General features: G+C 32.1%; 17 protein-coding genes. 13 read left to right on the top strand and 4 right to left on the bottom strand.

What is annotated here, in order from left to right:
• Positions 1-47: 47 nt before the first annotated feature.
• The 3 genes from FOF46_RS14855 to FOF46_RS14845 form a co-directional block, all read right to left on the bottom strand.
• On the bottom strand, positions 48-1616 hold the full coding sequence (locus tag FOF46_RS14855; RefSeq protein WP_167571850.1) for a RagB/SusD family nutrient uptake outer membrane protein: 1569 nt from the start codon (positions 1614-1616) through the stop codon (positions 48-50).
• A gap of 19 nt (positions 1617-1635) precedes the next feature.
• Positions 1636-4659, bottom strand: a complete 3024-nt coding sequence (locus tag FOF46_RS14850; protein WP_143916994.1) for a SusC/RagA family TonB-linked outer membrane protein — start codon at positions 4657-4659, stop codon at positions 1636-1638.
• Between the two features lie 309 nt (positions 4660-4968).
• Positions 4969-6636, bottom strand: a complete 1668-nt coding sequence (locus tag FOF46_RS14845; RefSeq protein WP_143916993.1) for a glycoside hydrolase family 13 protein — start codon at positions 6634-6636, stop codon at positions 4969-4971.
• Positions 6637-6978: 342 nt separating this feature from the next.
• Here FOF46_RS14845 and FOF46_RS14840 point away from each other — a divergent pair, with 342 nt between their 5' ends.
• Positions 6979-8010, top strand: coding sequence for a LacI family DNA-binding transcriptional regulator (locus FOF46_RS14840; protein WP_109434161.1), 1032 nt, complete (start codon positions 6979-6981; stop codon positions 8008-8010).
• Between the two features lie 261 nt (positions 8011-8271).
• Here the strand turns inward: FOF46_RS14840 and FOF46_RS14835 are convergent, their stop codons facing one another.
• On the bottom strand, positions 8272-9285 hold the full coding sequence (locus FOF46_RS14835) for a LacI family DNA-binding transcriptional regulator (protein WP_109434162.1): 1014 nt from the start codon (positions 9283-9285) through the stop codon (positions 8272-8274).
• 274 nt (positions 9286-9559) lie between these two features.
• Here FOF46_RS14835 and FOF46_RS14830 point away from each other — a divergent pair, with 274 nt between their 5' ends.
• The 12 genes from FOF46_RS14830 to FOF46_RS14775 all read left to right on the top strand — a co-directional run bounded on the left by FOF46_RS14830 (position 9560) and on the right by FOF46_RS14775 (position 20447).
• A complete protein-coding gene (locus FOF46_RS14830; RefSeq protein WP_143916992.1) occupies positions 9560-9895 on the top strand; it encodes an arsenosugar biosynthesis-associated peroxidase-like protein in 336 nt (111 codons plus the stop codon).
• A 96-nt stretch (positions 9896-9991) separates the two neighbouring features.
• Complete coding sequence (gene arsS, locus FOF46_RS14825) at positions 9992-11059, top strand: arsenosugar biosynthesis radical SAM (seleno)protein ArsS (protein WP_109434164.1); 1068 nt, start codon at positions 9992-9994, stop codon at positions 11057-11059.
• Between the two features lie 13 nt (positions 11060-11072).
• Positions 11073-11756 (top strand): DUF2064 domain-containing protein, encoded by a 684-nt coding sequence (locus tag FOF46_RS14820; RefSeq protein ID WP_143916991.1) that lies wholly within the window; start codon positions 11073-11075, stop codon positions 11754-11756.
• A 175-nt stretch (positions 11757-11931) separates the two neighbouring features.
• On the top strand, positions 11932-12459 hold the full coding sequence (locus FOF46_RS14815; RefSeq protein WP_235010886.1) for a rhodanese-like domain-containing protein: 528 nt from the start codon (positions 11932-11934) through the stop codon (positions 12457-12459).
• A complete protein-coding gene (locus FOF46_RS14810) occupies positions 12456-13061 on the top strand; it encodes a TIGR04282 family arsenosugar biosynthesis glycosyltransferase (protein WP_333968230.1) in 606 nt (201 codons plus the stop codon). Before FOF46_RS14815 ends, FOF46_RS14810 begins: the two co-directional genes overlap by 4 nt.
• Complete coding sequence (locus tag FOF46_RS14805; RefSeq protein WP_109434167.1) at positions 13061-13873, top strand: purine-nucleoside phosphorylase; 813 nt, start codon at positions 13061-13063, stop codon at positions 13871-13873. The genes FOF46_RS14810 and FOF46_RS14805 overlap by 1 nt, the downstream gene beginning before the upstream one ends.
• A gap of 96 nt (positions 13874-13969) precedes the next feature.
• Positions 13970-14938 carry an arsenosugar biosynthesis arsenite methyltransferase ArsM gene (gene arsM / locus FOF46_RS14800; protein ID WP_109434168.1) on the top strand — a complete coding sequence of 323 codons (969 nt, stop codon included), beginning with the start codon at positions 13970-13972 and terminating at the stop codon, positions 14936-14938.
• A gap of 170 nt (positions 14939-15108) precedes the next feature.
• Positions 15109-16227: a pyridoxal phosphate-dependent aminotransferase gene (locus FOF46_RS14795; protein WP_143916990.1), complete on the top strand. Its 1119-nt coding sequence runs from the start codon at positions 15109-15111 to the stop codon at positions 16225-16227.
• 254 nt (positions 16228-16481) lie between these two features.
• The gene (locus FOF46_RS14790; RefSeq protein ID WP_143916989.1) at positions 16482-17234 is read left to right on the top strand and encodes a DUF547 domain-containing protein; all 753 of its coding nucleotides are present in this window, start codon (positions 16482-16484) and stop codon (positions 17232-17234) included.
• 396 nt (positions 17235-17630) lie between these two features.
• Entirely contained in the window at positions 17631-18353 is a 723-nt protein-coding gene (locus tag FOF46_RS14785) for a DUF547 domain-containing protein (protein ID WP_109434462.1), read from the top strand.
• A 141-nt stretch (positions 18354-18494) separates the two neighbouring features.
• The gene (locus FOF46_RS14780) at positions 18495-19397 is read left to right on the top strand and encodes a DUF547 domain-containing protein (protein ID WP_143916988.1); all 903 of its coding nucleotides are present in this window, start codon (positions 18495-18497) and stop codon (positions 19395-19397) included.
• Between the two features lie 336 nt (positions 19398-19733).
• Complete coding sequence (locus tag FOF46_RS14775) at positions 19734-20447, top strand: DUF547 domain-containing protein (RefSeq protein WP_109434172.1); 714 nt, start codon at positions 19734-19736, stop codon at positions 20445-20447.
• The last annotated feature ends 1 nt before the right edge of the window (position 20448 follow it).

The raw sequence follows: 20448 nt of genomic DNA, 5'->3' as shown, positions 1-20448 counted from the left end.
AAGGAAGAAGGACTTTGCATTTATTATCCAAATATTCAAAATTTTTATTAATACCCGGGATTTTGAATTAAATTAGGGTTTGTAGAAATTGCTTCTGCCGGAATAGGCATTAACAAAGACTTCGCTGTAGAAGCACTTCCTTTTTCTTGCCAGGTTCCTAAAAATGTGCCAAAACGAATTTGGTCATTTCTTCTCCAGCCTTCCCAATACAATTCTCGAGATCTTTCGTCTAAGATATCTGATTCGGTAACCGCAGGCAATGCCGTAGCATTTCTCATCATTCTTAATTCATTAACAATATCTAATGCGGTTTCTCCTCCTGTATCCGTTCCTCCTCTTAGAATTGCTTCGGCTTTCATTAAGCGAGCATCTGCATACCTAAAAAACACATAATCATTACCCGGAGCATTATCATTTGCAAATTGTAAAGAATTATTTTCTACTGTGAACGTTGGGTTTGGTGTATATTTCACAACTCTAATACCTCTTGTTTCATTAGAATTGAACAAATTTACATCCTCAGTAAAAACCAAAGGCCCTTGTTGTCTATCTTTTAGATCTTCAAATACAAGTCCTCCATCAACTGGACCACTTTGTTGTCCGATCAAAAACCCTGCATTATATCCAAATTGATCAGAAATACCAGGAACTGCGCTACTTTTTCTTACATCACTATCTTCAAAAAGGTTATACAATTCTACGGTAGCTACAAAACCGTTCCATCCACTTGGTTGTTGATTATAATGCATACTCATATGCCATCTATTATTTATTCTACCTGTTGCTCCACCAAGTTCATTTTGCGATACAAATATAATTTCTGATGATGTTTCACTATTTGCAGAAATAAAACTACTAAAATATTCATCTTCCAGTGTATATCCAGCTAAGTCATTAACATTATTTATAACAGCAGTCATATCTGCCGCTTCAAAAGAATAAGGTCCTTCTAACGCCCCTCCGTCAGCCCCGGTAGCCTTATATACTGCTCTATTTAAATATAATTTAGCCAAAAGCATTCTTGCTGCATTTTGAGTGGCAACATCAGGAGTTCCAGAAGAAGGTAAATCATTAAAAACAGCTTCTAATTCTGAAATAAACACATCCACTGCTTCTATCCTTTGTAATTGCTCTGTGGGTGGTAATAATAAATCTTCACCACATGCTCTTCTTGGCACTACACCAAACAAATCCATTGTAAAAAAGTCCAGAAATGTTCGTAAGAAAGTAGCTTGCGCGATTTCACTTGCACTACCATCTCCATTACAAAGTACTTGTTGCGCATTAAAAGCTCTACTATTAAGATCTCTCCAGGTTTTATCAATATGGGCATGAGTATTTGTCCAACCATGTAAATGATGATCTCTCCACAACCCTGCGTCATCCCAATCTCCTCCTCTTGTAGGTGGTATTAATTCATCTGAAGAATGTACATAGGCGGGTAATAAATCCTGCTCGTGTTGAAGTTCTCGTAAAGAAGAGTATGCTCCAATTAACAAATCTGATGCGCTAACGCTCGAATCAGATGAGTTAATACTATCATTTAACTCTTCATCCAGATCGGTACATCCAAAAACAAGGAATGCTGCGATCAAACCAATGATTATGTTTTTCATTTTTTTCATTTTAATTTTTTTAAAATCTAGCATTAAATCCTACAGAAAATGTTCTTGCTCTTGGGTAAGCAGAATAATCTATACCAAAGGATGGTACTCCATCAACCTGTTTATTCGTATTCACTTCTGGATCAAAACCATCATATGGTGTAATTACAAATAAGTTTTGTCCGGTTACATAGAATCGTAATGATTCAATCCAGTTCCCTATTTTACCATCGTCTATTGTATATCCAACAGTCAAATTATTAAGTCTTAAAAAATCTCCACTTTTTAAATATTGAGTAGATGGTTTTGGTGTTTGAATTGCTTCTCCAGAGGAAATCACTTCTTGAGTTACATTACCTCCAGAATTGAGAGCCGACGCTGTGAAAATAGCATTTGAAGTATTGTCATAAATTTGATGTCCATACGCTCCATTAAAGAATACACTTACGTCTAATTTTTTATACTTAAATGATGATGAAATACCAACAGTAAAATCTGGATTTGGATCTCCAACAAAGGTTCTATCACCTTGTCCAGGTGCAGTTATACCACTCGAAGTATCCACGCCATCTCCATCTAAATCTGCATATTGAGAAACTCCATTTTCATCAAAACCTTCCCAAACTGGTAAGTAAAATGCATTTATGGGTTGTCCATCAAATAATAACTGCCCTCGTTGTCCAGTCAATCCCTGACCATTTAAATCTCCGGTTAGAATTCCTGCCGGAAAAATAGTTGATACATTATTAATTTCATTATTTAAGAAACTAGCATTAACACCAACCTCCCAAGTCATATCTTCATTTTGGATGATAACTCCATTTATAGCAATATCAATTCCTGAATTTTCTACTTCAACTCCATCCAAATTCCTCCATACAAAAATGTTTGGTGCTTGTTGAGCTACACGAGTTCTAAACAAAAGATCTTCGGTCTTTCTACTATAGTAATCTATCGATCCTGATAAGCGATTGTCAAAAAAGCCAAAATCTATCCCTGCATTAATCTGCTTTGTACTCTCCCATTGTAGTTCTGGGTTTCCAACTGTAGATTGCACAATACCTCCAGATCCATCAGGTGTAAACTGAGTTTGAGAAGAACCCGAAGGAAATTCTTGATTACCTGTTATACCATATCCAAGTCTTAGCTTAAGATCACTAAAAGTCTCTGGCACAAAATCTTCTTCAGATAATCTCCATGCCAATGCTGCCGATGGAAAGTATCCATATTGATTATCTTCTCCAAAACGACTGGATCCATCTGCCCTTAAAGTTGCAGTGATTAGATACTTATCATATAAAGTTACGTTAGCTCTTCCAAAATAAGATTGTAACTCTGTGGTAGGATTAAAAAATGATGTATTACCTCCGGTAAGTGTATTATCTGGATTAAGTGTAGGTGCAGGTCTATCTGACCCAAAGTTGATATTATTAATATATAAATTCTGATCATCTATTGAAAAGTTCTGCACTCTAATATTATCCCCTTTACGTTCGAATTGCTGATATGAATATCCTCCTACTGCACTTAAATATACAGCATCGCTTAATTGTTTATTGTAGCTAAGGGTATGCTCGAATAATAAATTAGAGGTAAAGATACTTTGAATATCTGCTATACCATTATTTACAAAATTAGCTTGCATTAATCTCGAAACTCCTACTCTTCTTGTAGATTCTGTACGCCCAACACCAAAATTAAATTTATATTTTAATTCATCTGTAAAACTATATGTTGCAGAAAGATTCCCTAAAATATTGGTTGACTCTGCCAAATCTGTATAATATTCTAAAAATGCTAATGGATTACGAGGATTGTCATTAAACTGAAGAAAAGTTCCATCATCATTAAATAAAGATCTCGTAGGATTCCAACGTAAAGCTGAAATAATCAAATCCCCTTCAGCTCCAACGTTATCTGATAATGCAGTTGCCTCATCTTTTATAAAAGATGTAATTAATTTGGTATCTATCTGTAACTTCTCGTTAAAAAACTTTTCGGTTAAGTTAAGGCTTCCTGTATATTTTTCCTGACCTGTATTCTTTATAATTCCTTCCTGATCTTGTAATGACAAAGAAAACCTATATCGTCCAGTATCTGATCCACCACCATAACTAACGTTATAGTTTTGAGTTATTGCTGTTCTTAGTATTTCATCTAAAGCATCTACATTTTGCCCAAAATCCAGCCCTGGATTTCCTATTGCATTAGCAGCGCTAGCAAATTCTGAAGCACCTAATAAATCATACTCATTGGCAATACTGGAAATACTTACTGAAGATGAAAAATCTAACTGAGGTTTCCCTGATTTCCCTTTTTTGGTAGTAATAATAACCACACCATTAGATCCTCTTGATCCATAAATTGCAGTAGCAGAAGCATCTTTAAGCACATCAATACTTGCAATATCGTTTGGGTTGATAAAGTTTAACGGATTTCTAGCAGATGATCTACCTGCTCCTACATCAGATCCTGCACTAGTATCGCCTCCATCTAAAGGAACTCCGTCTACAACGATCAAAGGATTATTACCTCCTCGAATAGAAGATGTACCTCGAATACGAATATTGTTACTCGCTCCCGGCTCACCACTTGCGGCTGTAACTTGCACTCCTGCCACTCGACCTTGAATTAATTGATCTGGAGAAGTCTGCACTCCTTGATTAAAATCTTCAGGTTTTACTGAGGCTACAGATCCTGTTAAATCTTTCTTTCTTACTGTACCATACCCTACAACAACAACTTGCTCTAATTCAGCAGCATCTTCTTGCATAGTAATATTTATTGTTGACTGTCCGTTGACATTAATTTCCTGGGATTTAAACCCAACAAAACTAAAGACTAATATAGCGTCCTCTGCAACGTTATCCAACGTATAGTTTCCATCAAAATCAGAAACTGCCCCGTTAGTTGTTCCTCGTACAAGAACATTCACTCCGGGAATCGGTCCCCCAGTGTCTGAAATCACACCTGAAACTGTGATTTGTGCAAACATCATACTCCCTGATAAAAATACCAGAAGGAAAATGAGTTTTTTAAGTATCCTACTTTTCATAATATAGCGTTTGATTTAAATTTGAATTGTTTCTTTGTTTTAAATTTTACCCTTGTCTTATAAATAAAAAGTAATTATAACCTTAGTAACAATGGGACATCCAAGTCTTTTCTACTATATCTGACTAATTCTGCAACTATATAAAATAATATTCCTACTTTAAACACAATAAGTTACAAAAAAAATGGATGCCCCATCTGTTACATCTACGAGAAGTTTCATCACATAAACTTCTCTGCTAACAAACAAAAATTAATTTCGCTTTCTACTCTAATTACATTTGTTTCTTAAATTTTACGAACTACTTTATTAAACTTTAAAAATCAGTCCTTGATAGGGTTCGAGATGAATGATATCACCCTCTATTTTATACTTGTTATAATTATTTATTAAGACAATGGCTTCTGTTAAATTTTCTTTTATCTCGAAATAACCTTCGGTGCCTTCAAAATTTAAAATCACTATGATCTGTTCTTTTTTCAACACTTTTTTATATACATATATACTCGAGTTATTAAACCCTAACTCTTTAAAATCACCATATACAAACACATCATTTTCTTTTCTTATTTGCAATAAGTTCCTATAAAAGTTTAAGATCGAATCAGGATCATTGTTTTGTTTTCTAACATTAATATTTACATAATTCGGATTCGTTTTTAACCATGGTTCTCCCAAAGAAAATCCACCATTAATTTCATCATTCCATTGTACAGGAGTTCTTGCATTATCCCGTCCTTCTCTATTAATCATTTCTAATGCTGACTCTTGTGATAATTTCTTAGTCTTTGAATTTTCATTATAAAAATTTAAAGATTGTACATCTCTAACTTCATCTACAGATTCTAGGACAATGTTTGTCATCCCTATCTCATCACCTTGATAAATATTCAAAGTTCCATTTTGTGTAGATTGCATTATAAACAACATTTTTGCTGATTCTGCCCAATATTGCTTGTCATCTCCAAATCTTGATGTCATTCGTGCAAAGTCATGATTTCCCATTGCATTAGCGAGCCATCCTTTTTCATGAACCGCATCTCTCCATTTCTTAAAAATACTTTTCATGTTTACTAAATCGAAGGGTGATGTTTCTTCGAATTTACCATTAACAATAGTACATTCAAGAATATCAAAGTGATACAGCATATCAAGTTCTCTACGATCATAATCAATATACAAACCGGCATTTTCATGATTAATCCCGACTCCTTCTGCCAAAGAAAATGCATCATAATGACGAACTACTTTCTCATTCATTTCTTTAAGATACTCATGTAATCTAGGCCCATTTGCATATACATCTTCGATGATTTTTCTAAACCCTACATCTGGAGCATCAGGATACCCTTCTCGTTTAGAAATCAAGGGAATAACATCCATTCTAAATCCATCAACTCCTTTATCTAGCCAAAACCTCATTGCATTATAAATTTCTTCCCTCACTTTGGGGTTTTCCCAATTCAAATCAGGTTGTTTCTTAGTAAAAAGGTGTAGATAATATTCCTCTGATTTGGTATCATATTCCCAAGCACTTCCTCCAAAAAAAGATTTCCAATTATTTGGCGGGCCACCATCATCTTCAGGTTTTTTCCAATGAAAATAATCTCTATATGGATTATCCTTTGATTTCTTCGCCTCTTTAAACCAATTATGTTCATCAGAACAATGATTAGCAACCAAATCAAGAATTAACCTCATTCCTTTATCATGGGTTTTCTGAAGCAATTCGTCAAAATCTTCCATACTTCCAAATTCTGGCATAATAGAGCAGTAATCGCTAATATCATATCCATTATCATCATTTGGTGAACTAAAAATGGGACTTAACCATAATATATCTACATGTAGACTCTGTAAATAATCCAGTTTGTCTATAATCCCTCTCAAATCACCAATACCATCATCATTACTATCGTTGAAGCTACGTGGGTATATTTGATAAATAGTTCCTTTTTTGAACCAAGAAAGCTCCATGCAATTCGGTTTTAAAATTTTAAAAAATTGATATCTTCTACTTATTTAATCTCCTTACCGCATTTTAAATAATGTTTGTATTTTTAGTACACATTATTTATCCTAACTTAGCGTAGTCATTGTGTCTCTTGAATAGAGATGTCTTTTGGGGAGGACATTTTTGTAAGATTTTTTTAACAAACTTTTTATTAGATGTTCAAAAATCCTTTATGACTATTACAAATTACTGAACTATTCACAGAATTGTAAAGCAATCTTTTAGTTTAAAAAAATGCAAACGTTTGTATTATTATATTTCTAGTGAAAATGATGTTTTAATAATAATTTTTTAACGATTTTTTGATGACTTTGAAAAAAAAGAGGGTTAAACTTGAAGATATTGCTAGAAAATTAAACATTTCTATAGCTACAGTTTCCAGAGCTTTGGATGAAAACCCTCGAGTAAAGCTTAGTACCCGCGAAAAAGTTTTTAAAACTGCAAAAATGATGGGCTATATGCCAAATCAAATTGCAAAAAGTCTTAGTTCTGGTAAGACCAATCTTATTGGAGTTATTATCCCCAGATATGATGAATCTTTTTTTATAGAAGTGTGTAGAGGTATTGATCGATATGTTAGAAAACATAATTATAAAATCCTGATTAGCTCTTCTAGAAATTCATTTGAGTTTGAGCGTGAAAATCTCATTTCATTTGAAAGAGGACTTGTTGATGGAATTATTTTGTCACCAACTCATGAGACAGAAACATTTGTGCATATTAAAAGTATAATCAATAAAGGTATTCCTGTTGTATTATTTGATAATATAAGGGAAGAGGTTTCGGGTGCTGACCATGTATTAATAGAAGATGATAAAGCTTCATTTTCTGCGGTCGAATTTCTAATTAAAAAAGGAAGGAAACGAATTGCATTTATTGGAGGGATTAAAGAAAAAAAGGTCTTTCAGGATCGTTATGATGGTTATAAAAAAGCTATGACCAAGCATAACATTCCTATCTATGAAGAATTAATACTTCATTGTGAATCCCTTGATAGGGAAAATGAAGACACTGAAATCCAGGATTTTTTTAATAACATAAGCGCAATTCCCGATGCTGTTTTTACATGCACAGATAACTATGGTTTACTCACCATGAAGACATTACTTAAAATGGGATATAAAATCCCAGAGCAAATCTCTGTCATTGGATTTGGAGATCTTGGACTAGGAGAAATTTTTGTGCCTTCTATGACATGTATTGCACAACCCAGTTTTGAAATGGGAGAAAAAGCTGCAGAATTATTGATTAACCAATTTAATGAACCCAATGATGTAAATCATCGTAAAAAAGTATTGAAACTCAAAACCGAGTTGATTTTAAGGGATAGCACTTAATACATAAAAGGTGTTTGAAAATGATCAATGATTATCCTTTGATAAAAAGGTAAAGATAGGAGAACAGTATAGGTTTGCTTCAATCATTGTACATTATTCTACTCAAGATTTTAACAACTTTCAGATCGAAAACGAACGGTTAGTAATTTTTAATCTGCTTATTCCTTAGAATGATTTACTATCCTATCACAAAAACTTTGGAAAAAGACTTACCATAATTAGAGTTGGCTTCCAACAAAAAACATATATAATTAAATAGCTTTAATTTGTAGAATTTCTAAGAATTAAAGACGTTTTTACAACTTCTGTCTTTACTTTATAATTTTCAGAAAAATTATCTAATTGATTTACTAATATCTGTGCTGCTTTTGCTCCTAAATCTTCAGCATGTTGAGAAACTGTAGTAAGTTTTGGGTAAGAATGTCTGGATAACAACCCATCAGTAAATCCTATTACCGAAATATCTTTTGGAATTTTATATCCTAATTTTAGCGACATATTTATAGTTACAGCCGCGGCAGTCTCATCTAAACCAAGAACAGCATCAAGATTATTATCTTTAAGAAATTTCTCTATTTCATCTTCAACATTATTATTATCCTTTACAGGTAACTCTATTAATGACACATTATCATTTTTATCTGTAATTTCTCTTGCCCCTTCTAATCTTAATTTTGCAACACTTAAATCACTACTTATTGTTGTTATTACAGCAATTTTTGTGCAACCTGTATTAATTAGATATTGAATAGCATTTTTAGAAGCAATCTTATCATCTACAATTACTTTATCACATTCTATTTCATCACTTACCCTATCAAACATTACGATTGGAACATTATCTCTCTTTAAAACCTTAAAATGATCAAGTTCATTAACCATTTGTGTTTCCTGACTCAAAGCCACGATAAACCCATCAACACTACTATAGTTTAGCATTTCTACATATTCTATCTCTTTTTTATGAGATTCATTAGTAATACAGGTCACAATCTTATACCCATTCTTTGAGGCTGCCTGTTCTATTCCAAACAATGCTTTAGCATAAAAATGATTAAGAATCTCTGGCAATATAACCCCTATAGTTTTGGTCTTATTACTTTTTAAACTAACTGCCAGAGCATTTGGTTTGTAATTATAAAAGTTCGCCAGTTCATGCACTCTGTTAATTGTTTTTTCACTAATCTCAGGATCATTTTTCAATGACTTTGAAACCGTAGAAATAGACAGATTTAATTCTTTAGCAAGTTGTTTGAGCGTAACTTTTTTCCTCATGACCTCCGATTTTGGAATTTTTTGTCCTTATAGCAAGGATTTCGAGCCTAAATTAAGCTTTTTTCTTAATGTAGTATTAATAAGACCGGTACTTTGTATTGTTATTTATATATTTTCAGTAAAAAAATTGTCAGTTTATTAATTTGTGTTTTTTATCTTACTAAACTTTTAAACACTTACCTACTTTTTAATTTTATCAAATTTTATTGTAAGTAATGATACTATATCCTCGACATATACTAAATTATGTCTGTAACTAAAAAAATAATACAGCATGTCTAAAACATATTATGATCCTTCTGACTTAAGAAAATTTGGAAAAATCACAGAATGGAGTGAAGAATTAGGTACTAAATTTTTTGATTACTACGGCAAAGTTTTTGAAGAAGGCGCTTTGAGTGCACGAGAAAAATCTCTTATTGCACTTGCGGTTTCTCATGTAGTAAAATGCCCTTATTGTATTGATGCTTATACAAAAGATGGCTTGCAGAAAGGAATTACAAAAGAAGAAATGATGGAAGCAGTGCATACCGGAGCAGCTATAGAAAGTGGTGCAACTTTAGTGCATGGAGTACAAATGATGAATAAGTATGAGAAGTTATCTATGTAAAACAAGCATCAGTTTTACCCTTATATGCTCATAAACCATTTATACTATATATTGGCAAGGATTTCGTCGATTAAAAATATAATTTAAGAACAGAAGATGTCAGAAGTCAAAAAAAAACAATCTCTACACAAACGTAATGATCAGTTAGCCAATTCTAATAGACAACTAGAGATTTTAAATAACGGTATTTTTGCCAATGGTGAATTACCAAAATTTGCAGATAAAATTGCAGAAATTGATCGTTTCCCTTTACGTCCTAATAAACTTGAGATCCTCCAGATCAATGTAGGGTATATGTGCAATCAGGTTTGTGAACATTGCCATGTAGACGCGGGACCTGATCGTAAAGAGATCATGACCAAAGAAACGATGCAGCAGTGTCTCGAAGTCATTAAAAAGACAGGAGCCCACACTTTGGATTTGACAGGTGGAGCGCCTGAAATGAATCCAAATTTTAGATGGTTTGTAGAGGAAGCAAGTAAAGCTGGAATTAAAGATTTTATTGTTAGAAGTAATCTCACCATCATTAGAGCCAACAAAAAGTATTATGATCTTCCTGATTTTTTCAAAAAACATAATGTACATGTAGTTTCTTCAATGCCACATTGGACCAGAGGAAAAACTGATAAGCAGCGTGGAGATGGTGTTTTTGACAAATCTATCAAAGCTTTGCAAGAACTCAATGAAAGAGGATATGGTATGCCTGATAGTAGTTTAAGATTGGATTTGGTATATAATCCTTCTGGAGCGTTTTTGCCTGGTGATCAAGAAGCCATGGAAAAGGATTTTAAAAAGGCATTATTAGAAGATTTTGGTATTCATTTTCATAATTTATTCGCTATTACTAATTTACCAATTAGTAGATTCTTAGATTATCTGATTGCTTCAGAAAACTATGAAGATTATATGTATGCATTAGTAGAAGCCTATAATCCATCGGCTGTGGCTAATGTGATGTGTACTAATACTATTTCTATAAGTTGGGATGGTTGGTTATATGATTGCGATTTTAATCAGATGCTCGATCTTAAAGTAGCGAGTAAAGTAAAACATATTAGTGAATACAACGAGGAATTACTTCAGAATAGAAATATTATTATCTCACAACACTGTTATGGATGTACTGCTGGAGCAGGAAGTAGTTGTCAAGGAACTGTAGCATAACTCTAAAATCAAAATGAATCAAAAAACCGCCATATTAATCTTTGCAAATTCGATTCATGAAGAATTGCGAAATAAATATATCACTGGTGGTAAAATTTTATTTTCCGAGCTTACCCGAAAAACAATTACTACTGTAAAACAGACCGGACTCCCGTTTTTTATCTATACAGAAAAAGAACAGCGAGGAGTTACTTTTGGAGAGCGTTTTGTCAATGCCATACAAGATGTTTATAATAAGGATTATGACAATCTTATTACTATTGGCAATGATACTCCACACCTTAGTAAATATCATTTAATTGAAAGTGCCAAACAACTTGAAAATAACACATTTGTTTTAGGGCCATCATTGGATGGAGGGTTTTATCTTATGGGATTACACAAATCTCAATTTAATGTTGATTTATTTTTAAAACTACCCTGGCAATCCAAAAAACTATCCACATGTATCTCTAGACTTATAGAAACTACCAAAATCAAAATGGTAACTCTAGAAGTTTTGATAGATATTGACGATATTAACGACATTAAATCAATATCTCGTTTTTTCAAAAAGCTTTCTGGAAAACTTAAAAAGATTATACAAAGCTTACTTCTATATAAAATAGATATAGCAGATTTTATAGTACCAGGTATTACTACTATATACACCTATCGTTTTTTTAATAAAGGATCTCCTTCTACTTTATTCTCTTAAACTACTTTGTTTGTTTTTTTGTGTTTCATCCATTAAAAAACATATAATGTCAAATATTTAAAATTAAGTCCACTAAGTGATGGATCATTTTAATTAGTAAGACATGGTATACAAAATTATATTGATCATTGTAATCATTTTTCAAAACATTCTAAAATCTCATTTCCAACAAAAAATGAATAAAAAAAATATTCTGGCACATAACGTTGCTTATATCATAGGGGTATTAATGATCTTGTTTTTACCCAAAATGAGTGCTCAAAATTCATTAGAAGAATTGTTAGATCAATACAACAACGAGAGTGTCCCGTATATCTCTGTTGAAGCATTAAAAGATATCCAGGATCAAGTACTATTGTTAGACGCTCGCGAGAAAAAAGAATATGAAGTAAGTCACATCAAACATGCAAAATTTGTGGGTTATACGCATTTTAAAATGAATACAGTCACAGTACAAGATATTCCAAAAGACACAAAAATTGTAGTGTATTGTAGTTTGGGAGTGCGTTCTGAAGACATATCAGAAAAACTAAAAAAAGCAGGATACACAAATGTTTATAATCTTTATGGAGGAATTTTTGAATGGAAAAACAAAAACTTTCCTGTTATGAACTCCAATGAAGAAACTACTGAAGAAGTGCATGCCTTTTCTGAAGAATGGGGAAAATGGTTAACTAAAGGGGAAAAAATATATTCAAATTGAAAGAAAAAAACGCATTATTGATTTTTACCCGAAATCCAGAATTGGGTAAATGTAAAACACGACTTGCAGCAACTATTGGCGATCAAGCTGCCCTGGATATTTATACTTTTTTATTACAACATACGGTTAATATCACCAAAAATCTTGATGTTACCAAAGAAGTTCATTATTCTGTAAAAGTTAGAGAAAATGATCTCTGGGATGATTCGGTTTACAATAAAAAACAACAAACAGGTTACGATTTAGGTATTCGTATGGAACATGCTTTTGCAGAATGCTTTGGAGAAGGTTTTGAGCGTGTTGTTATCATAGGAAGTGATATGTATGATTTAAGTCAAAAAGATCTGGAACTTGCTTTTCTGGAACTAGAAACACATGATTATGTCCTAGGACCTGCAGAAGATGGAGGATATTATTTATTTGGAATGAAATCCTTAAATTCACAGGTTTTTAAAAATAAAAACTGGGGTACAGATACTGTTCTTCAGGATACACTAGAAGATTTAAAAGAAAATAATATAAAACTATTAGAAGTTCGTAACGACATTGACTATTATGATGATATCAAAGACATTTCGGCTTTTCAAAAATTTATAGACTAATGACAAAATACATTGAAGAAACAACAGAATTCCTTCAAGGAAGGGGTTTCGAAAATCCAGAAATAGGTATTATACTAGGTACTGGATTAGGACAATTGATTAATGAAATAGAAATCATTCAGGAGATAAGTTATAATCATATCCCAAATTTCCCTACAGCTACTGTAGAATTTCATAAAGGAAAATTAATTTATGGAAAAATTGAAGGTAAGACTGTTGTAGTTATGCAAGGTCGTTTTCATCTCTATGAGGGCTATTCGCTCCAGGACGTAACCTACCCTGTTAGAGTCATGCATAAATTAGGAATAAAAACACTATTAGTATCTAACGCTTCTGGAGCAATTAATTTAAACTTCAAAAAGGGGGAATTAATGCTTATTGATGATCATATTAATTTACAAGGAGGTTCTCCCTTAGCATTTAAAGGAGTTGAGCAATTAGGAAGTCGCTTTACAGATATGAGTGCTCCTTACGACCTTAGTATAAATTCAAAATTAGAAACCATTGCCAAAGATAACAATATCAATCTCCATAAAGGAGTATATGTGTCTGTTATGGGACCTCAATTAGAAACCAGAGCAGAATATCGTTACTTAAAAATTATCGGTGCAGATGCTGTAGGAATGAGCACCGTTCCCGAGGTTATTGTGGCTAATCACTTGGATCTTCCGGTTGCAGCGGTATCTGTTTTAACAGATGAATGTGATCCAGACAATCTTAAACCCATTAATATAGATGAAATCATTGCAATGGCAGGTAAAGCAGAACCAGAAATGATACTGTTGTTCAAAGAATTAATCAAATCTTTATAAATTAAAAATTCTATAATTTCAGAAAGGTATATCTATCCTTTTCGACAAAATTATTTATAACCTGAGATAACCTCAAAGGAAAACAAAAATCAGTTTATGAGCTATTTAGAAACCACACACGATGTATATAAAGAAGCGGCATTAACACCAGATGTAGGTTTATGTTGTACTACAAACCCTATTTGGGAACTACCAGGCCTTAAAATTCCGAAAATCATGCAAGAAATGAATTACGGATGTGGTAGTACAGTAAATGCACGTGACTTAACGAATAATCCAAAAACCTTATATGTAGGTGTTGGTGGTGGAATGGAATTATTACAATTCTCTTATTTTTCTCGTCAAAAAAGTGGTGTTATTGGTGTCGATGTTGTTGAAGAAATGCTAGAGGCTTCTCGCAAAAATTTTAAAGAAGCTGAAGCCCAAAACGATTGGTTTAAAAGCGAATTTGTTGATCTTAGATATGGTGATGCATTAAATTTACCTGTTGAAGACAATAGTATAGACGTAGCTGCACAAAATTGTCTGTTTAACATTTTTAAAGCAGATGATTTAAAAAAAGCTATTGAAGAAATGTATAGAGTATTAAAACCTCATGGAAGATTAGTAATGAGTGATCCAACTTGTGAACAACCCATGAATGATAATCTTCGTAATGATGAGCGGTTAAGAGCTTTATGTTTGAGCGGAAGTTTACCCATTGCAGAATATGTAAAAGCATTAACAGATGTTGGCTTTGGAACTATAGAAATTAGAGCTCGTAAACCTTATAGGATTCTAGATCCAAAAAACTATGATACCGATGAGTTAATTTACATCGAATCAATTGAAGTGGCTGCAATTAAAGATCCAATGCCAGAAGATGGACCTTGTATTTTTACTGGAAAGGCTGCAATTTATTATGGAGATGAAGATTATTTTGATGACAAGAAAGGTCACGTACTCCTAAAAAATCAACCTATTGCTATATGCGACAAAACTGCTGGAGCTTTAGCTGATCTCGGCAGAGATGATATATTTATTAGCGAATCTACTTATCATTATGATGGTGGTGGATGCTGTTAAAAGCGATGGCTAACTAACTATAATGTGGAAGTCGGAAATAATGTATGTATTTTCGGCTTCTTTTTTTATCTTTTCACATATCTTCTAACCATTATTTACTTAACTCTTATCTTTTCAAAATCAATAAATTACTATCTTTAGAAGGCAAATCATTTTAAAGATAGAATATCATGAACAGAAGACAATGGCTGAAATCTACTTCGTTAGGAGGTAGCCTAGCATTATTTGGAGGAATGCATATCGCTAACGCATTAACATTAGAAGAAACAATAAAATTTAACCCAAGATCATTTTCAAAGCTGATTCGATTAAGTTCTAATGAAAATCCATATGGCCCATCAAAAAAAGTAAGAGAAGCTATTATATCATCTTTTGATCATAGCTGTCGATATCCATACGCTTATGCCGATGAATTAGCAGAAATTCTTGCTAAAAAAGAAGGAGTAACCAAAGATCATATCATCATATGCGGAGGTTCTACAGAAGGGTTAAAAATTACTGGCCTTACTTTTGCATCTAACGGAGGAGAAATTATTGCAGGAAAACCTACATTTTTGGCAATGATGACGTATGCAAAACAATGGGGTGCTACTATTAATTGGGCGCCAGTTGGAGAAGATAAAGGGTACGACATGAGTGAAATCGAAAAGAGGATTTCTTCAAAAACAAAACTAGTTTTTTTATGTAATCCCAATAATCCAACTTCTACGATTCTTCCATCCCAAAAACTGATGGATTTTTGTGATACAATAAGTAATAAAACTATTCTTTTTAGCGATGAAGCCTATTATGATTATATAGACGAACCTAATTATCCATCGATGGTTGAGTTAGTGAAAAAAGACAAGAATGTAATCGTCTCCAGAACATTCTCAAAAGTGTATGGCATGGCAGGTATGCGCATTGGTTATCTTATCGCCAAACCAGCTCTGACTCAAAAACTTAGAAAAAACATGGTTGCTTATAGTAATGTTCCTGCGATCGCCGCAGCCAAAACCGCTTTAAATGACAAGGAGTTTTATGAATTTAGTTTGCAAAAAACTCGTGAAGCAAAAGAAATGATATACAAAACACTAGATACTTTTGAGTTACCATATGTAAAATCAAATACAAACTTCATTTTCTTTAAAACAGGCAAAGATATAAGAACACTACATAAAGAGATGATGGATAAAGGAGTATTAATCGGTCGACCTTTTCCTCCCTTTTTTAATTGGTGTAGAATTAGTACAGGAACTACAGAAGAGGTTACTTTATTTACAAAAGTCTTATCTAATATTTATCAATAGAGTTTCTTAACAATAGTTTTTATGAATTCATACAATTATCGATCATAAATACAAATAAAATACAGTAAACCCTTAAGCAAAACATTCTACTTTATTATTCCCATCAAATAGTGGTTAACATAACCTAATTACATCTTTTTTACGAAGTATTTTCCTACTTAAACCACTGGAAACATGTATTATATCCATTTTTTTTGTACCTTACAGGTTATCTACCCCTGAAATAAATACTAACCTCAATAAAAACTAACAAAATGAAGCCTCTTAAAACCACCTACTTTATTTTATTACTCTTACTATTTAATAATATTTATGCTCAAGAAAAAGTTGATCATTCTGCCTGGGATCGAATTTTAATTCTCAATGTACAAGCTGACGGAATGGTAGACTATAATGGAGTGACCAAAGATGTTGCTGTGTTTTATGACTATTTTAGATACCTCTGCAAGATTTCTCCAAAAGAAAGTTGGAGCAACCAAGAGAAATTGGCCTACTGGCTCAATGTTTATAATGCTACAGCAATGAAAATGATAATCGACGATTATCCGGTAGAATCAATAAATGACCTTGAAAACCCTTGGAAACGAAAAACTTTTAAATCAGAAGGTGTCCGATATAGCCTGGATGATATAGAGCATGATATTTTAAGAAAATTTGGTGATCCCAGGATTCATTTTTTACTTAACTGTGGATCTATGTCATCTCCCAGATTATGGAACAGAGCTTATACAAGTGCTAATATAAGTGAAGCTCTTGATGAACGAACTAGAGAATTTATTAATGATCCTCAGAGAAATCAAATCACCTCAAGTACTGTTAAAATTTCACAAGTATTTGAATGGTATAAAGAAGATTTTGATAATAATAATATCGATGTAATTGATTTTATAAATCAATATTCAACAGTAAAAATTAATAAAATATCAAAAGATAGTTATATTACATATGACTGGAGTTTAAATAAAAAAGATAAAGTTACTCCTATAACAAGTACAAATAACAACTAAACTTTATAGCTTTTTAAAATTTAAAAGCCTCGAATTTGAAGACCTCGAATTCGAGGTTTTACGTACTATATATTATCAACAAATACTAGATTTTATAGGTCTCCATAGAAAAGTCCTCTACAATGATCATGTTGTAGTTTTTAATTCTGCAAAAGAGAAATCTAAAGTTGCTTTTTGGTAATCAAAAAGTAATATCGCAATTGTATTCTCTTTATCAAAACTGTAATTAAATGTCATATGGATGTCTAAAAATAAACAAGTAAATATTTTAAGACAAAATTAACTCAAAGAATACAATAAAACTCCTAAAATTGCATTTTATCGATTATTTCAGTACTTTTATGGAGAATAAGACTCTTAAACTAATTGTTAGAACCTTATAATTTTAAACTTCAAATGAAAACAAGTAAAAAACATAGTATAACACTGCTAGCCCTTGTCGTTGTTCTATTTTGTTTTAAAGCTAAAGCTCAAGACAAGGCAGACCATTCGGTCTGGGATCAAATTCTTATTCTTAATGTCTCAGAAGATGGAAAAGTAAATTATGAAGGAGTTATGAAAGACAGCCCTCTATTCTATCAATATTTTAGGTCATTATCAAACAATCCTCCAACAGAAGAATGGACCAGAGAAGAAAAACTAGCCTATTGGGTTAATGCATATAATTCTATTGCCGTAAAAATGATTATAGATAATTATCCTGTAAAAAATATCAATGAGCTTCATGATCCATGGAATCAAAAGTTCTTTAGAATAAAAGATAAACGTTATAGTCTAGATGATATAGAACATAAGATCTTGAGAAAGTTTAATGAACCCAGAATTCATTTTATAATCAATTGCGCTTCTAGTTCTTCTCCCAAACTAATGAACATGGCATACACTGCCAAAAATATCAATGAAGCCTTAGAAAAATGTACTAAAGATTTTATTAATGATCCTACAAAAAATATAATTACAGAAGATCAAGTTAGTTTATCCCAAATATTTGAGTGGTACAAGGATGACTTTAATAATGGCAATGTTACCGAATTTATCAACCTTTATTCTGACGTAAAAATTCAAAAAATACCTAAAAACGGATATAAAGAATATGATTGGGCACTAAATGAGCAATAGTAACATGAACACAGGTTATATTCTGATAAAGAGTATGGCGTGAATTTTGTTTTCACATTAAACATCATAGATGATTTACTTTTTATTAGAGATTTCATCTAATAAAATAGAAACTGTTTAAACAAAAAAGCTATGTCTAGAATGAAGAATATACTTTTTACTTTATCAATATGTTTATTTTTTTCCTGTAGTGGAAGTAAAACTATAGCACAAAATACAACTCCAACCAAAATACAGGAACCAGAGGAAAAAGTAGTACAAGACGATTCTATATTAGAAGATGAGAAAAAAGTAAATCTTCCAAAAATCATTACCCCAATAGAAGAAAAAGCTCCAGAAACTGAAAAACCTCTACAAAAAACACCCGTAGTTACTATAGAATCAAAAAAAAGTAACGAAGCTTTTGATCATAAAATATGGAATTATTTACTACAAAAGCATGTTTCTGCCAAGGGAATAGTAGACTACAAGGGATTTAAACAAGATAAGTCAAAGCTTAGGACATATCTCAATATATTAAGTGAAAACATGCCTAAGGAGAACTGGAATAAATCAGATAAATTAGCATACTGGATAAATGCTTATAATGCATTTACGGTGAAATTAATTATCGATAATTATCCTTTAAAAAGTATCAAAGACATTGAAAACCCCTGGGAACTTAGATTCATCAAACTAGGAGCAAAATGGTATACACTTAATGACATAGAACATAGAATTCTAAGAAAAATGAAAGATCCCAGAATTCATTTTGGTATTAATTGTGCATCATTATCATGTCCTCGTTTATCAAATAAATCATTTACAGCACAAAATGTTGATCAAGAACTAGAAAAACTCACAACTTCTTTTATTAATGACACCAAACACAATACAATAAGTGCAAACACTATTAAACTTTCGAAAATATTTCTGTGGTTTGGTAAAGATTTTAAAACAAAGGGAACTTTGATTCAGTTTTTGAATGTCTATTCTAAAACTAAAATCAATGAGAAGGCCAAAAAAAGTTATAGAGTTTATGACTGGAATTTGAACGAATCCTAAAATAACAGTATACTTATTTTAACTATTTAAAATCAATATTTTTTCTTTTCTAAAGTAATACTATAGGAAATCACTCATCTATTCCGGCTAAACAAAAACAACACAAGTTCTTAATAATCAAATGTTTATCTTTATTTTAGGATCTGCAAAACACTCCATAATTCTTCACTTCCTGTATTGTCTCAATAATTTCAAAATTATAAGAAATTAAATTCTTCCTGTAAGTTCATTTCTTAATTTTCTACTAATGTTTCATATTATGGATAAAAATGTTATCGCGAACGTAAATGAAAAATCCATATGAATATCGATTAACCCTTCAAAAAAAGTAAAAAAATGAAAGCTCCAAAATTTATATTAGCTCTGCTAACTGTAATATTTATAAATCAAACACAAGCCCAAAATACTTTTGATCATAGTATCTGGGACCAAGCATTATTATTAAATGTAAGCGAAGAAGGAAAAGTAAATTATAATGGTTTTATGAGAGATAGCTCTCAACTTTATCAATATTTTTCGCAGCTATCAGCGAATCCACCAAAAGAAGATTGGACTAGAGAAGAAAAGTTAGCCTATTGGATTAATGCTTATAATGCGTATACCATAAAACTTATCATTGATAGCTATCCGCTTAAAAGCATTAAAGATTTGGATAATCCATGGGGTAAAAAATTCTTTAAAATTAATGGTGAATGGTATAGCTTAGGGGAATTAGAACATAAAATCCTTAGAAAGTTTGGAGACCCCAGAATTCATTTTGCAATTAATTGCGCTTCTTTTTCTTGTCCAATTGTTTGGAATAGAGCATATACCGCAGAGAATGTTAATGAAGCTTTGGATCAACAAACCAAGAAATTTATAAATGACCCTACCCGAAATACTATCACCGATGAAGAAGTTAATGTATCAAAAATATTTACCTGGTACAAAAAGGATTTTAAAGTTAACGGAGGTGATGTAAAAGATTTTATCAATAGATATGCTTCGGTAAAAATAGGAAAACAACCTAAAAAGGGATATAAAGATTATGATTGGAGTCTTAATGAGTAAT

It is taken from the genome of Aquimarina algiphila (genome assembly GCF_007489275.1).
Taxonomy (GTDB): Bacteria; Bacteroidota; Bacteroidia; order Flavobacteriales; family Flavobacteriaceae; genus Aquimarina; species Aquimarina algiphila.
Note: the sequence above shows the minus strand (reverse complement) of the source record. Positions and strands in the feature narration are given on the sequence as shown.

What these genes read in the sequence shown, in the direction of transcription:
- FOF46_RS14855 (WP_167571850.1), bottom strand. Translation starts at nt 1,616, where the DNA reads ATGAAAAACATAATCATTGGTTTGATCGCAGCATTCCTTGTTTTTGGA.
- FOF46_RS14850 (WP_143916994.1), bottom strand. Translation starts at nt 4,659, where the DNA reads ATGAAAAGTAGGATACTTAAAAAACTCATTTTCCTTCTGGTATTTTTA.
- FOF46_RS14845 (WP_143916993.1), bottom strand. Translation starts at nt 6,636, where the DNA reads ATGGAGCTTTCTTGGTTCAAAAAAGGAACTATTTATCAAATATACCCA.
- FOF46_RS14840 (WP_109434161.1), top strand. Translation starts at nt 6,979, where the DNA reads ATGACTTTGAAAAAAAAGAGGGTTAAACTTGAAGATATTGCTAGAAAA.
- FOF46_RS14835 (WP_109434162.1), bottom strand. Translation starts at nt 9,285, where the DNA reads ATGAGGAAAAAAGTTACGCTCAAACAACTTGCTAAAGAATTAAATCTG.
- FOF46_RS14830 (WP_143916992.1), top strand. Translation starts at nt 9,560, where the DNA reads ATGTCTAAAACATATTATGATCCTTCTGACTTAAGAAAATTTGGAAAA.
- arsS (WP_109434164.1), top strand. Translation starts at nt 9,992, where the DNA reads ATGTCAGAAGTCAAAAAAAAACAATCTCTACACAAACGTAATGATCAG.
- FOF46_RS14820 (WP_143916991.1), top strand. Translation starts at nt 11,073, where the DNA reads ATGAATCAAAAAACCGCCATATTAATCTTTGCAAATTCGATTCATGAA.
- FOF46_RS14815 (WP_235010886.1), top strand. Translation starts at nt 11,932, where the DNA reads ATGAATAAAAAAAATATTCTGGCACATAACGTTGCTTATATCATAGGG.
- FOF46_RS14805 (WP_109434167.1), top strand. Translation starts at nt 13,061, where the DNA reads ATGACAAAATACATTGAAGAAACAACAGAATTCCTTCAAGGAAGGGGT.
- arsM (WP_109434168.1), top strand. Translation starts at nt 13,970, where the DNA reads ATGAGCTATTTAGAAACCACACACGATGTATATAAAGAAGCGGCATTA.
- FOF46_RS14795 (WP_143916990.1), top strand. Translation starts at nt 15,109, where the DNA reads ATGAACAGAAGACAATGGCTGAAATCTACTTCGTTAGGAGGTAGCCTA.
- FOF46_RS14790 (WP_143916989.1), top strand. Translation starts at nt 16,482, where the DNA reads ATGAAGCCTCTTAAAACCACCTACTTTATTTTATTACTCTTACTATTT.
- FOF46_RS14785 (WP_109434462.1), top strand. Translation starts at nt 17,631, where the DNA reads ATGAAAACAAGTAAAAAACATAGTATAACACTGCTAGCCCTTGTCGTT.
- FOF46_RS14780 (WP_143916988.1), top strand. Translation starts at nt 18,495, where the DNA reads ATGAAGAATATACTTTTTACTTTATCAATATGTTTATTTTTTTCCTGT.
- FOF46_RS14775 (WP_109434172.1), top strand. Translation starts at nt 19,734, where the DNA reads ATGAAAGCTCCAAAATTTATATTAGCTCTGCTAACTGTAATATTTATA.